The organism is Ureibacillus chungkukjangi (genome assembly GCF_044795995.1).
In the GTDB taxonomy this organism is placed as follows: Bacteria; Bacillota; Bacilli; order Bacillales_A; family Planococcaceae; genus Ureibacillus; species Ureibacillus chungkukjangi.
Window position 1 is genome coordinate 1,790,711 of sequence record NZ_CP085009.1, and the last position, 14,318, is coordinate 1,805,028.

16 protein-coding genes are annotated in these 14,318 nt (G+C 36.5%); 12 read left to right on the forward strand and 4 right to left on the reverse strand.

Translation table 11 applies throughout. The features are described 5' to 3' along the window. Window positions 1–97: 97 nt before the first annotated feature. Complete coding sequence (locus tag LG296_RS08865; protein WP_255502527.1) at window positions 98–232, reverse strand: RAxF-45 family protein; 135 nt, start codon at window positions 230–232, stop codon at window positions 98–100. Between the two features lie 171 nt (window positions 233–403). Between LG296_RS08865 and LG296_RS08870 the strand changes: the two genes are divergently transcribed. Beyond that, a complete protein-coding gene (locus LG296_RS08870) occupies window positions 404–922 on the forward strand; it encodes a GNAT family N-acetyltransferase (RefSeq protein ID WP_107935663.1) in 519 nt (172 codons plus the stop codon). Window positions 923–971: 49 nt separating this feature from the next. On the opposite strand, the gene LG296_RS08875 is transcribed toward LG296_RS08870, so the two are convergent. From LG296_RS08875 to LG296_RS08885, 3 genes are all read right to left on the reverse strand, one after another. Continuing rightward, on the reverse strand, window positions 972–1,925 hold the full coding sequence (locus tag LG296_RS08875; RefSeq protein WP_146223218.1) for a TRM11 family methyltransferase: 954 nt from the start codon (window positions 1,923–1,925) through the stop codon (window positions 972–974). Window positions 1,926–1,943: 18 nt separating this feature from the next. Beyond that, window positions 1,944–2,399, reverse strand: a complete 456-nt coding sequence (locus LG296_RS08880; protein WP_107935665.1) for a branched-chain amino acid aminotransferase — start codon at window positions 2,397–2,399, stop codon at window positions 1,944–1,946. 133 nt (window positions 2,400–2,532) lie between these two features. Then, window positions 2,533–3,339, reverse strand: a complete 807-nt coding sequence (locus LG296_RS08885; protein ID WP_107935667.1) for a hypothetical protein — start codon at window positions 3,337–3,339, stop codon at window positions 2,533–2,535. A 139-nt stretch (window positions 3,340–3,478) separates the two neighbouring features. On the opposite strand from LG296_RS08885, the gene folA reads away from it, so the two are divergent. The 11 genes from folA (at window position 3,479) to rlmD (ending at window position 13,950) form a co-directional block, all read left to right on the forward strand. Beyond that, window positions 3,479–3,958 (forward strand): type 3 dihydrofolate reductase, encoded by a 480-nt coding sequence (folA, locus tag LG296_RS08890; RefSeq protein WP_107935669.1) that lies wholly within the window; start codon window positions 3,479–3,481, stop codon window positions 3,956–3,958. Between the two features lie 134 nt (window positions 3,959–4,092). Next, a complete protein-coding gene (locus tag LG296_RS08895) occupies window positions 4,093–4,632 on the forward strand; it encodes a hypothetical protein (protein WP_107935671.1) in 540 nt (179 codons plus the stop codon). Between the two features lie 11 nt (window positions 4,633–4,643). Further along, window positions 4,644–6,155: a flotillin family protein gene (locus LG296_RS08900; RefSeq protein WP_107935673.1), complete on the forward strand. Its 1,512-nt coding sequence runs from the start codon at window positions 4,644–4,646 to the stop codon at window positions 6,153–6,155. Between the two features lie 118 nt (window positions 6,156–6,273). Further along, window positions 6,274–6,669, forward strand: coding sequence for a potassium channel family protein (locus LG296_RS08905; protein WP_107935675.1), 396 nt, complete (start codon window positions 6,274–6,276; stop codon window positions 6,667–6,669). 218 nt (window positions 6,670–6,887) lie between these two features. After that, complete coding sequence (gene rpmG, locus LG296_RS08910) at window positions 6,888–7,037, forward strand: 50S ribosomal protein L33 (RefSeq protein ID WP_107935677.1); 150 nt, start codon at window positions 6,888–6,890, stop codon at window positions 7,035–7,037. 24 nt (window positions 7,038–7,061) lie between these two features. Beyond that, the gene (gene rpsN / locus LG296_RS08915) at window positions 7,062–7,331 is read left to right on the forward strand and encodes a 30S ribosomal protein S14 (RefSeq protein ID WP_107935680.1); all 270 of its coding nucleotides are present in this window, start codon (window positions 7,062–7,064) and stop codon (window positions 7,329–7,331) included. A gap of 47 nt (window positions 7,332–7,378) precedes the next feature. After that, the gene (locus LG296_RS08920; protein ID WP_404427946.1) at window positions 7,379–8,572 is read left to right on the forward strand and encodes a GTP-binding protein; all 1,194 of its coding nucleotides are present in this window, start codon (window positions 7,379–7,381) and stop codon (window positions 8,570–8,572) included. A 105-nt stretch (window positions 8,573–8,677) separates the two neighbouring features. After that, window positions 8,678–11,254, forward strand: a complete 2,577-nt coding sequence (locus tag LG296_RS08925) for a peptidoglycan-binding protein (RefSeq protein WP_404427947.1) — start codon at window positions 8,678–8,680, stop codon at window positions 11,252–11,254. A 12-nt stretch (window positions 11,255–11,266) separates the two neighbouring features. Beyond that, the gene (locus LG296_RS08930; protein ID WP_107935686.1) at window positions 11,267–11,725 is read left to right on the forward strand and encodes a hypothetical protein; all 459 of its coding nucleotides are present in this window, start codon (window positions 11,267–11,269) and stop codon (window positions 11,723–11,725) included. 66 nt (window positions 11,726–11,791) lie between these two features. Beyond that, on the forward strand, window positions 11,792–12,334 hold the full coding sequence (locus LG296_RS08935) for an NADPH-dependent FMN reductase (protein WP_107935688.1): 543 nt from the start codon (window positions 11,792–11,794) through the stop codon (window positions 12,332–12,334). Window positions 12,335–12,549: 215 nt separating this feature from the next. Further along, window positions 12,550–13,950: a 23S rRNA (uracil(1939)-C(5))-methyltransferase RlmD gene (rlmD, locus tag LG296_RS08940; protein WP_107935690.1), complete on the forward strand. Its 1,401-nt coding sequence runs from the start codon at window positions 12,550–12,552 to the stop codon at window positions 13,948–13,950. Window positions 13,951–14,318 lie beyond the last annotated feature (368 nt).

Sequence of the window (14,318 nt, forward strand, 5' to 3'; positions counted from 1 at the left end):
ACACAGTGAAGCCAATCTTTAAATGTATTTTTATACATAAAAAAGACTGCTCGATTAACAAGCAGTCTTTTCTAAAGTTTGTGAAAAGAATGGCTAATCAGCTGTGTTTTCGATTTATTTGTCTAAAAAAGGGCATACGAATCCCGTTAGTCGCAAAATCGAAAGTAATGACACGTGAAAAATAAAGGAAACGGTCATTATTTACACATGTCGTCACAGCTAATGTATTCATTCTCTTCACCTCCGTTCAAAATAATTATTTTCAGTATATTCATTTTTTTGTAAAATGTCAATCGTTTCCTACTTATAGAGGAAAATTAATATTATTTTAATGAAGGTATACAGCTTATACTAATCGAATTATTTTAAGGCAATAAAGTATATTGAATTGGAGATTATCAAAATGTATTTAGAAAGTAACAGATTACTTATTCGCAAATTTTCTATGGATGATGTGCAGGAGGTAAGTAAATATACTTCATCTCCAGTAGTAATGAGATACATGCCTGAAGGGGTTATGAATGAAGAAGAAACAAAGAAACTTGTGCTCGGAAATATGGGAGAGAATCCTAAGAAATTTGCAGTTATATTAAAAAATAAAAATATCCTAATAGGCCATATGGAATTTTTCAGGTATTTCGGAGAGCATACATATGAAATTGGTTGGGTATTTAACCCGGATTATTATAATAGAGGGTTTGCAACAGAAGCAGCGCAAGTGCTATTAAATTTTGGCTTTACTGATATGAAGCTGCATCGGATAATCGCAACATGTCAGCCTGAAAATATACCTTCTTATCGTATTATGGAAAAGCTTGGTATGCGTAGAGAAGGATACTTTAAAAAGTGCATACCTTGTGGAGAAGAATGGTGGGATGAATACTTTTATGCAATCCTAGCAGAGGAGTGGGTTAAACGATAGTATAATAGTACTCCCAAAGTTTTGGACCAAACATTTGGGAGTACTAATTTTATTCACATAATAATATTTCCCTGACGAATAGATGTTTTTTTGTAATGCAGCGGTCCATGATTTTGAAGCCGACATCTTCCACTAGATCGTCGATGGTTTCAATGGTTACGATGACGCATTTATCTGCGATTCTTCGAGCTTGTTTAATAATATCAAACTGTTCCTCGCGTGTAATATGTGTATAAAGATTATATGGTAAATCAATAATACACACATCATAATGCTCACTGACCTCAGAGATTGGCCCATTTGTTATTTCGCCTTTTAAATTGAAATATGCGATATTTTCGCGAGCACCCTGGCACACTGTAGGGTTAATATCACGTCCTATTAAATCAATTCCCATGGATAGTGCTTCAACTACTACAGTACCAATCCCACAGCACGGATCAATGGCACGGATTCCGTCCACATGTGGTACAGCTATATTGGAAATTGCTCGAGCCACTCGTGTATTAAGTGCTGTGGAATAGCTATTAGGCTTATGTAAATGTTCATGCCAAACTGAATTGCTTTTAGTATAGTTCCCAAAATACCAACGATTGTTGAGTAGCACTAAGCCAAACACGACCTCAGGACTATCAAGATCTGGTTCGCCATCGATAACTAATCCGAGCTCGCGTTCAACCTGTCTCCGCTCAGGGTGAGGGATTTTCTTTGTTTCGCCTAAATCCATTCTATTAAAACAATAGACTTTATATGTCGAAGCACTGACCTTAATATCCTGAATTAAAATTTTCATGTCAGAGACGCTGTCAGCCTCAAACATCACTTCCAACCGTTCTTCGATAAATGGACTACGACTTGGATCCACCTTTATATCACTTATTAAAAAGTTTAAAGCGGTATCGAAGCCGAAAAATGAGCGCATCTCCATTCGACAAAGGTCGTGTTCATTTTTGTGATGTACATATGTGTAAATATAAGTTACCTTCTGTTGTTTGTTATTCAATTGGTAATCATCCTTTAACTACTGCTGTTCTATGGCACTTACTAACTGTCCGATGAAGCTATAAGTTAGTGAAGTTGCGTCTTGTATTGTCATTTCTTCACGGAAGCCGTCCATATTATCTAGGGGGATATTGATATCCCAAAGCCCGTCTTCTCCAGAAAACATCATACTTGAGTAGATTTCCTCACCATGTAGGTTTTCTTCTAAATAAGCTTTAATAATGGGAGCATGCTTCTTTTGTACCTTCAAACCAAGTAAAACCATATACGTTTTAAAAACATCGTCAACTTCAAAAGAGAGGCTATCTGTTTTGATTGGTTCAAAAGAATTTGATTCAATGTAAACAAATTCATTCATATGTTGTTTTAAATGTGTTAAGGATGTATTTAAAAATGCAGCCTGTTCCTGTGCAATTACTTCTTCAGAATCTTTGTCACAACGCTCAATATAAACCTCTGATAAATTAAGTGTCATTTTTACTAACCTCCAAAATTTCTCTTCCTTATTATAACCTTTATGCCAATAAAAATAGACAGTCAGCAAAGGACTGTCTTAACTCAACATTTAGTTTAACATAATTTATAAATAATGATAATTATTCTCTAAGCTAATTTAGCTTAAATAAACTTTTTGTCCAAATTTCTGTGGAGCTCGGGTGATTGCTCTCAAAGAGTGAAAATCGATTAACAAATTGAATTAACTCCTGATTTATAAGCGGCTTTAAAGACTTAGGGCAAGCGTTTATAAGAATAGAGTCCTTCTTAAGTGAATCGAGCTGATTGACAAAGTCATTCTTTGTTTGTGGAATTTCTGTCCACATTTTTTGCCACATTTTATCTCGTAGCTCGCGATAATAGTTGTTCATTGGTTTTTCATGTATAAAATGAAGTGACGTCTGGAAATTCACCGCATTAATAATTATTACGCGATATTTATGCTGTTCCTCTATAGCCTGATGCTCCCTAAGAGCTAATATTAAACTTTCTATACTTTTTTCTATTTTTTTACCGGTTTGACCTTGAGCTGCTCCAATAGGAATAAGTTTTTCTGTATTCTGTTCATACTCATCGATATGAGGGGATTCTAATAGAATAGCTATGGTTTTATTTTTATAATTTGTATCAATGATATCGTCACAAAAAATTGAATTTAAAACCAAATCATTCTTCTCAGAAGGAGCTTCTATTGTTATCTCATCGCCAGAGAGCTCGACAAAAAAGCGAGTTATATTTTGTACCTGCTTGTTCTTTTTAAAAAAAGAACGCTTCAATGTAAGGGTGTTTTTCTCTTCATCTAATAGAAGATACTTGCTTTTGCTTTCAATGAGATCCTCATAAACCACATCATTAATTTCTGTTTGAATAGGGTATCCTTCTAAAGTAATTGCTAATTTTTGTTTAACAAGGGTATGCATTTTTCCACTTCCTTTACAAGTTTTAAGCTGTGTATACTGGCATATATAAAAGTCTATTATTTATTTATATTAAGATTTTTGTAAAAATATGAATAAAAAAGTATAAAATAGAAAAAGAAATGATGATAGGAGAGATAGAATGATTTCACTAATAGTTGCTCATGACAAAAATCGAGTAATTGGCTATGAAAACAAAATGCCCTGGCATCTACCTGGAGAATTACAATATTTTAAGGAACAAACGATGGGTAAACCGATGATTATGGGAAGAAAAACCTTTGATTCAATTGGACGACCATTGCCAGGCCGCAGAAATATCGTAATTACCAGAAATGAAAACTATATAGCAGAAGGAATTGAGGTTGTTACCAGTTTGGAGGAAGCATTACGACTTGCTGGTGATGTAGCAGAAGTAATGGTTATTGGTGGAGAGCAGATTTTTAAAATAGTTCTCCCGATTGCTGATCGTCTCTATATCACTCATATCGAGCATGAGTTTAATGGAGATACGTTCTTTCCGACGTATGGTGATGGATGGTCTCTAATATCAAAAAGTGAACCGATTGAAACTCCCGATGGATATAGCTATACCTATTGCATTTATGATAGAAATAAATAAATCAAGAAATTCTCTCTTTATCCAAAAGATAAAGGGATTTTTTGTTTTATTAAGAAAATTATAATTTTTTGAAACCAAGTGTCGAATGATTCGTATATAAGCTGTAAGGATTTATTTGGTAAAGGTGGTGTTATTTGTTGCTATTTGGAGCTGAACTTCATACAGTTTATTTATTTACCCTCATTATCGTTGGATGTATTACCATTCTGTACCTATTTTTCTCTGAAATTTTCGATGGTTTGTTTGAAGGGATTCCTTTTGTAGATCCTGCAGTTATTTTAGCCTTCATAACAATTACTTCAGCTGGCGGCTTCTTATTAGAAAAATTCACAGCCCTATCCAATACGTTGATTTTCATAATTGCGTGTATTATTTCTGCAATTATTAGCGGTTTAATTTATTTCTTTATTCTCGTTCCTTTAAAAAGTGCTGAAGTGTCCTTAGCTTATACTGAGGAATCTCTAGAGGGGCAGGTAGGAAAGGTAATTGTCCCGATACCTACCAATGGCTACGGAGAGATTGTAATCGAATCGGTTAATGGAATTATATCTAAGCGAGCAACGGGCTTTGAAAACGAACCGATTGACTATGATCAGCAGGTCCTAATCATAGAAGCAAAGGAAGGTACGGTTTATGTAAAGAAATATGAGTCTCACTTACAATTTAAATTATAGGAGGAAGAAAAATGCCAAGTACATTAATTATTATCGGGATCGCAGTATTTATACTTTTAGCCATTATTGTGGTGTATGTTACAAAATACAAAACGGTGGGACCAGATGAAGGGTTGATTGTTACAGGGAGCTTTTTAGGCTCAAAAAATGTGCATACAGACGATTCAGGTAATCGCATAAAAATTATTCGTGGAGGGGGTACCTTTGTATTCCCAGTGTTCCAGCAGTCAGAGCCATTAAGTCTATTATCTAGTAAGCTAGAAGTAACTACACCTGAGGTTTATACGGAGCAGGGTGTACCTGTTACCGCAGATGGTACGGCTATTATTAAAATCGGTGGATCTATCTCAGAAATTGCTACAGCAGCTGAGCAATTTTTAGGAAAAAGCAAAGCAGATCGTGAAAATGAAGCAAAAGAGGTTTTAGAGGGGCATTTACGTTCGATTTTAGGTTCTATGACAGTAGAAGAAATCTATAAAAATCGTGATAAATTCTCGCAGGAAGTTCAAAGAGTAGCATCTCAGGATTTAGCAAAGATGGGATTAGTGATTGTATCCTTTACGATTAAAGATGTGCGCGACAAGAATGGCTATTTAGATTCTCTTGGTAAACCAAGAATTGCACAAATTAAGCGTGACGCAGATATTGCCACAGCTGAAGCTGAAAAAGAAACACGTATTAAACGTGCTGAAGCTGAAAAAGAAGCACAAAAGGCCGAGCTTCAAAGAGCAACAGAAATTGCAGAGGCAGAAAAGGAAAACCAGCTCAAAATTGCCGAATATAAGCTTGAGCAAGATAAAGCAAAAGCACGTGCTGACCAAGCCTATGAGCTAGAATCAGCAAGAGCTAAGCAACAGGTTACAGAGCAGGAAATGCAGGTTCGCATTATTGAACGTCAAAAGCAAATTGAACTAGAGGAAAAAGAGATTTTACGTCGTGAGAAGCAATACGACTCAGAGGTGAAGAAAAAGGCTGATGCAGATCGTTATGCAATTGAACAAAATGCCTCTGCCCAAAAAATGAAGGATTTAGCGCAAGCTGATGCAGAGAAATATCGAATCGAGTCCTTGGCAAAAGCAGAAGCTGAAAAAATACGTTTAGACGGTTTAGCAAAAGCCGATTCAGAACGAGCACAAGGGGAAACAGAAGCAGAAATCATTCGTCTAAAAGGTTTAGCAGAAGCGGAGGCAAAACGTAAAATTGCCGAAGCATTCGACCAATTTGGTCAGGCGGCTGTCTTGGATATGATTGTTCGTATGATGCCTGAATACGCAAAAGAAATCGCAAGCCCATTATCGAATATCGACAAAATTACAGTGGTGGATACAGGAAATGGGGAAGGCGGCGGTGCAAATCGTATCACTTCCTATGCAACTAATCTTATGGGTAGCTTACAAGAAACATTAAAGGCTTCTTCAGGAATTGATATGAAGGATTTAATCGAGACATTCGTAGGAAAGCAACCAATTCAAGCTACAATTGAAGAAATTAACACAAGAGAAGAAGAAAAACATTTAGTTTAAGAAGTATTTGGTACTTTCCAAAGCTTGATAGTGCATTCTTAGTTGTATATTGTGGCTCAAATATTCAATAATGACTAATAGATGTAATACAATGTAGGTTTTATAAAGGAGAAATTACATGCTATCAGTCATCTTAAGCTTTAAAAGGCTATTAAAAGGATTATACCACGGAATAAAAGAGCCACAATTTTTAAGTATTTTAACCACAGTTGCCTTAATTGTCTTATCTGGTACATTGTTCTATTCACGGTATGAAGGCTGGCCGAAAATAGATGCTTTCTATTTCGCGGTTGTAAGTCTGATTCCAACTGGAGTAGATACAGATTTAGTGCCATCTACAACGGGTACGAAGTTATTTACAGTACTTTATTTAATCATTGGAACCGGGTTGATGTTTGCATTACTTGTTAATTTGGGAAGAGCTATCATTAAAGAAGATAAGGCAAGGAGATATAAATTGCGTAAAGAAGTAAACAATAAGCCTTCCGCACCCAAAATCTTAAGGGTAAAATAGAATAAGTAATATAACTAGAAGTCTCGAATAAATTTCGGGGCTTCTTTAATTTTTCGAAAAATATTTAATAGAAAAAACTTGTAAATAGTAATCGTTACGATTTACAATAGTCTCATAATCCTCATTATTCAGGATTATTTTTTTATTTATCAAATAGTAATGGTTACTAATTGATGAATTCAACTGTAATACTACGACTAAATTATTGGGAGGAACCTATGAGAACCAAAATTACTTTAGCATGTACGGAAACAGGAGACAAAAATTATATCACTACAAAAAACAAACGAAATAACCCTGAACGTCTTGAATTGATGAAGTATAGTCCACGGCTTAAAAAAAGAACTTTACATCAGGAAACTAAATAACTGGTTTGTGAAAGGAGATTTTTTATGGCTAAAAAATCTAAAATCGTTAAAGAGATGAAAAGGCAAGCATTGGTCGAAAAGTATGCTGAAATAAGAAAAGAATTAAAAGAAAAAGGAGATTATGAAGCACTTCGTAAGCTACCTCGCGATTCATCACCTACTCGGTTAAAAAATAGATGTGAAATCTCTGGCAGACCAAGAGGGTATTTACGAATATTCAAAATGTCTCGAATTAAATTTAGAGAATATGCTCACAAGGGCCAAATACCAGGAGTAAAAAAGTCGAGCTGGTAAATTAAGAATAATTCATTTGATTGAATTAAATGAAGGAGAGTTAAAGGATGGCTAAAAAAATTCCAGTGACTGTGCTAAGCGGTTACTTAGGTTCAGGCAAGACAACAATACTGAACCATATCCTGCAAAATAAAGAAGGCTTGAAGGTTGCTGTTATTGTAAATGACATGAGTGAAATTAATATTGATGCAGAGCTAGTGAAAAAGGGAGGAGGGCTTTCAAGAACTGAAGAAAAACTTGTTGAGATGTCGAATGGCTGCATTTGCTGTACTTTAAGAGAAGACCTGCTAATCGAAGTACAACAGCTCGTACAAGTAGGAGATTTTGATTATATCGTAATTGAATCAACGGGCATTGGTGAACCGATTCCCGTTGCTCAAACCTTCTCTTATATTGATGAAGACTCAGGAATTAACCTGCCAGAGCTATGCAAGCTAGATACAATGGTAACCGTTGTGGATGCAAATCGTTTTTGGCATGACTTTCAATCTGGAGAAAGCCTATTAGATCGAAAAGAAGCAGTAGGCGAATTAGATGAACGAGAAGTCGCTGATTTATTGATTGACCAAATTGAATTTTGTGATGTATTAATATTAAATAAATGTGATTTAGTGTCCGAGGAAGAATTGAAGAAGCTAGAGAATATCTTGCGTAAGCTTCAACCTGATGCGAAATTAATACGTACAGTAAACGGAAATATTAAACCAAGTAAGATTTTAAATACTGGAAGATTTGACTTTGAGAAAGTAGCAAATTCTGCTGGATGGTTAAAAGAGCTGCAGCTAGGTCACGAAAATCATACTCCAGAAACTGAGGAATATGGCATTTCATCTTTTACATATACAAGAAAAATGCCATTTAACGCTGTTCGTTTCAACGAGTGGAGTGAACAAATGCCACTTTCCATTTTAAGGGCAAAGGGACTTATATGGAGTGCTTCCCATCAGGATGTAGCCATTCTTTTCTCACAGGCAGGTCCATCAGTTAAAATCGAGCCAATCTCATACTGGGTAGCTGCTTTACCAGAGTACCAACAAAAGCAAATTTTAGAAAATAATCCAGAAATTCAAAGGGAATGGGAATTGGAGTTTGGTGATCGAATGACTAAGCTAGTTATTATCGGAACAAATCTTGAAAAACAAGAAATAATTCAAGAGCTTGATCGTTGTTTATTAACACAAGCTGAATTTGATGCTTCCTGGGGTAACTTGGAAGATCCATATAAATGGCAATATAAATAAGTGTCAGTAGGGGCTAATTTTCATTTAGTCCCTTTTTTGTCTTACTAATGATACATGATTTACTTCGAAGTCCATCATACTATTTTAAAAGGTGGTGGATGATTTATGATGTATAACTTTGAATCAGTCGAACTTAAGCATGAGAATGGTGAATTGCAAATTGTTTTACATATGAAGGTTCCAAAGAATTCAACAAATACCGAGTTTGGTGCAGAATTTAACTTCAACAAAGACGATTCATTAAGACATAATGCAGTTAACTTCGTAAAAAAGAAGTTTCCGAAGCTTAAGGTGGCTTCAATCGTTGTAGTAGCAGGAACGCTACTCCTAACAACCATTCCCATGCAAAAAGCAGAGGCTCATGAAGCTGATTTTAATATGAGCTATCTTTATTTCGGGAATACAAGCTCTTATATTTCACAAGTAGACAAGACGCAAGGGAATCTAAATCTTGTATCCCCAAGTTATTTTGACTTAAATGCGGATGGGTCCTTAAAATTGACGAGTCAGTTTGATTCAAAATTTGTAAACGAAATGCATAATCGTGGCATAAAGGTTGTGCCCTTTTTAAGTAATCATTGGGATCGTACTCTTGGGCGTGCAGCCTTAGCAAACCGTGAAGCTTTATCAACTCAAATTGCAAACGCGATTATTAAAAACAATTTAGATGGTGTTCAGGTTGATATTGAGAATACAACAGATGTGGATCGAGACGCTTATACAGATCTAGTGAGATTATTGCGAGAGAAATTACCTGCAGATAAAGAAGTATCTGTTGCGGTGGCGGCAAATCCAAACGGTTGGACAAAAGGCTGGCATGGTACCTACAATTACAAGGAATTAGCAAAATACGCAAGTTATCTCATGATAATGGCCTACGATGAGTCCTATGAAGGGGGTCCTGAGGGGCCGGTTGCGAGTATTGGCTTTGTGGACCGTTCTATTCAATATGCTTTAAAGCAGGGTGTTCCAGCAGACAAGGTTGTTTTAGGAGTTCCTTTTTATGGTCGTTTTTGGAAAGAAGGTGCTCCAGCAAGTGAGGGTGGAAAAGGAATTTCAAATACAAAGGTAGATGAAATGCTAGTTAAATATGGTGGGAATGTAGTATTTGACGAGGCTTCAAAATCTCCAAAGGCTACTATTACCATTAAAAGTGGAGATCCAACTACAACAATTGCAGGAAAAACATTAGCCCCAGGAACCTACCATATTTGGTATGAAAATAATGATTCCATTAGAGAGAAATTACGACTTATTCACAAGTATGAAATCAAAGGGACTGGAAGCTGGAGCTTAGGCCAGGAAAATACTTCTATGTGGCAATATTATAAAACCTGGATGTCCCATGAAGGAGTGGAAGTCATTCCTGTCAATCCTGACCAGCCTAAAGAACAAACCGGTGAAATTTCACCAACACAAATAACGTATACGGTAAAATCGGGCGATTCTTTATGGAAAATTGCAACAGCGCATAAGTTGACAGTCGATGAATTAAAAGTTTTAAACGGACTAACATCGGACGCTATCAATATTGGGCAGGTATTGAAAGTAAGTAATGCTGTTTTGACCCCAACTACTGCTCCAGTAGTTGAGGCGCCTACAATTCAAACAACAACATATACGGTAAAATCAGGGGATTCATTATGGAAAGTTGCTACGGATCATAATATGGCTGTCACTGAATTAAAGACATTAAATGGTTTAACATCAGATGTTATCAATATTGGACAAGTGTTGAAGGTGAAAAGTTCAGTTACCTCTACAACTTCTAATATTACACAAACTGTTTCACAGCCAAAAGCTAATACCCCTGGTGCGATTTCAGCGCCAGCACAGGAAGCAGTGGCACCAAAGCCTGTAGGAAAACCGGCACCAGCCCCTGCTAAAACAACGACTGTAGCGGCTAAATCAACAACTCCAGCAAAAACTATAACAGCCGTAAAGTCTTATACTGTATTAAAGGCAGGCTCAAAAGGAACTGCGGTTACCAACTTGCAAAATAAATTAATAAAAGTAGGTAGTTACACAGGGAAAGCAACTGGTACTTATGATACAAAGACTAAAAGTGCGGTAGTTGCCTTCCAGAAAAAATACAAGCTTGCTGCAGATGGAATCGCTGGTCCAGCTACACAGTCTAAGCTTGATACTGTTATTGCTACAGCAACAAGTACTAAAGCAACTACTTCCACCAAAGCCGTTGCAAAAAGCTACCCTGTATTAAAAGTAGGATCAAAGGGGACAGCAGTTACCAACTTGCAAAATAAATTAATAAAAGCTGGCAGCTACTCAGGAAAAGCAACTGGTACTTATGATACAAAGACTAAAAGTGCGGTAGTTGCCTTCCAGAAAAAATACAAGCTTGCTGCAGATGGAATCGCTGGTCCAGCTACACAGTCTAAGCTTGATACTGTTATTGCTACAGCAACAAGTACTAAAGCAACTACTTCCACCAAAGCCGTTGCAAAAAGCTACCCTGTATTAAAAGTAGGATCAAAGGGGACAGCAGTTACCAACTTGCAATCGAAATTAATAAAAGCTAGAATTTATAAGGGGAAAGCAACTGGAACTTATGATACAGCAACGAAAAATGCCGTTATAGCTTTTCAGAAAAAATACAAGCTCGCTGCAGATGGAATCGCCGGTCCAGCAACTTTGGGTAAAATGGATTCCGTTATCAAATAGGAGGATTTTCAAATGAAAAATATACTTTCACCAATATTAGCTATTGTACTTTTCTTATCAATTCAGCCTTTTACCTTAGCTGCAGAAGAAACACCGGAAATCCCTTATTTTGGTATTGGAGCGACAGTTCAGGAGAAAATGGAAGGGGAGTATCTTGTTCAAACTGAAGGAGCAAAGGAGCAGGAAGGATTTGTTTATACTCCTCAGGAAGCCTTTAAGAGTGAGAACATTAAAATGCAAATTACCTTAATGGGTAAAGGCAGGGTAATTCTTAAGCTGGAGGAAACAAATGCTAGAGGGCAATATATAAAAGAAAAAACAATGGAAGTAGAACTTACCGAGGATTGGACAGCCTACGAAATGACTTTTACATTAGAAAGTCCCTCCTCACAGATAGATGCTTCGGTTATTACAAAATCAAAAGAAAGTGCAGATTTCACATTTAAAAATTTGCAAATTATTGAAGAATGATAAAATAAAACGAAGTCTCAAATCTTTGGGAAAGGATTTGAGGCTTTCAACTTTTGAGGTGGATATATGAAGCTTGTCGGGATTTCAGGTTCGTTAGTTGGCTACAAAACATTAACGACTGTTTTTAAAGTATTGCAGGCAGCTAAGGCAATCGATTCAAAGCTTGAGACAGAGTTAATAGACCTAAAGGATTTCGAGGTTGAATTTGTGAACGGGGCACCTTTAAGCTTCTATAATGCAGATACAGTGAAAGTAGTTGACACTATTTTGTCTGCAGATTGTGTCATTATTGGAACGCCAATTTATCAAGCTTCAATATCTGGCGTCCTAAAAAACCTCCTAGACCATCTTCCAGTTGATGGGTTGATGGGAAAAGCAGTTGGAATGGTCGCAAATGGCGGGACAGATAAGCATTATCTTGTTATGGAGTATCATCTGAAATCAATCCTTACATTCCTTAAAGCAACAGTCCCGAACAATAATGTGTTTGTACACAATGATTATTTTGATGAAGAAAATGACTTACATGATCGAAATCTTCATTTACGCTTCGAAAAATTAGCAAAGGAAATACTATCGATTCAAAAATATATTCAGCAAAAAAATTAAAAGCAAGGTGAGAGGTGATTTACTTTCTCAGCTTGTTTTTTATTTTGGAGGGTCTTTTGTTATCACTGTTAATATCTACAAAAAATATATGCTTTCTATTTTGGTGCTATCTCATTTATACTAGTATAATGTGTGTAAAATAAGTTGCGAATTCGTTAATCTTATAAAAACAATAAACTTAAAAGATAAGTATGCTTCAATAGGAGGAAAAAGATTTGACAATTACTACAGGAGAATCATTAGTTGTAGATATTAGCAAGTTAGATGAAAAAGGTTCAGGACGTGCCATCATCTGGCGAGAAAATGAATTAGGGAACCAAAAAAAGCTACGCCTTACTATCCCTCAAGTTCTACCAGGTGAAAAAGTGAAGGTAACAGTTGATAAGCCTGAACGTAGAAGAAGAAAAGCATTGCTGGACGAAATCTTAGAGACGAACCCAGAGCGTATCGCGCCACCATGTCCACATTTTGATTTATGTGGTGGATGTGTATGGCAGCACTGGGACTATCAAGGACAATTAAAGCATAAGACAAACCATGTAAAAGAGGCTGTTGAATCACAAGGATTTGATCCAAGTCTTGTTAAAGATACAATCGGCATGGAAAACCAATGGCACTATCGTAATAAAATGGAATTTACATTTGCTATTGATGGTTCTCTAGGTCTTCATGAGCAAGGAAACTTCAGAAAAATTATTTCTCTTGAATCATGCTTAATTGCAGGGAAAGAAATGGTTCAAGCTGCTATGGAAGTTGCTGATTGGGTGAAATCTCATCAATTATCAGGCTACAACAAGGATGCGCATGAAGGATTATTACGTCATTTAATGGTAAGACAATCATTTGTAACGGGTGAAATGATGCTTGCTTTATTTGCTACTGAAGCACCAGAAGCACATCTTAAAGATGCGGCAGCTGATTTAATCAACCGAATTACTGAAAAGTTCCCACAAGTGAAAAGCTTGATGTGGCTAGAAAATACAGACTGGGCTGACCGTACACAATCAGAGAAAACTCACACTCTAGCTGGTCGTGACTTTATCTATGATGAAATGGATGGCTACCGTTTCCGCCTTTGGTTCGATACTTTCTTCCAAACGAACCCAGTCCAAGCTCAAAAATTAGTCGATTTAGCGGTTGAAATGGCTAAGCCAAAGAAAACTGAGAAAATGATTGATCTATTCTGTGGTGTAGGTACATTCTCTTTACCATTCGCAAGCCGAGTAGGAGAGCTAGCAGGTATTGAAATCGTAGAATCATCGATCGAATCTGCAAAACGTAACGCTGCAGATAACGGTATCGACAATACGTATTTCCTAGCAAAAGACGCGCGAAAAGGGATCGACGAAGTGCTAGAAACTTTCGGAACACCAGATTTACTACTACTTGACCCACCTCGTTCAGGCGCAGGCGGCAAAGTTATGCGAAAAATCGGCCGTTCAAAACCAGAACGCGTTGTCTATGTTTCTTGTAACCCAGACACATTCGCAACAGACATCAAAGAACTAGAACAATTCGGCTATGTCCTAAAAATTGTTCAACCAGTGGATCTTTTCCCACATACAGTGCATGTAGAGTGTGTTGCGGAATTGGTTTTAGAAGAAACTGAAGCATAATAAATTATTGAGATTAGAGACTCGGATACGATTTTTGTATTCGAGTTTTTTTGTGGGAGAAAAGTTTTATGGAACGGTGAATTAAGGGTAATTGCGTTGTAGTAAAAAAAGGGGGAGCGGTTTGGGCTGGAGGTCCGGTCATGAGCTAGGCTTGTTAAATAACAGGAAAGATTACCCATATTTACTCTGAAATGAGCTGTCTTCTGTAAATAACCGAAAAATCTTCGCTTATTTCCTTTAACTAGTTACTTATTTAAAACAAAGAGATTTTATCGAAATAGAAGCTATTTTGAGTTTGAGCGGCATGTACTTTTATTTCAGATTTCTATCCAATGGAATGGAGTACCGTAAATGTTAGTTTATATTTG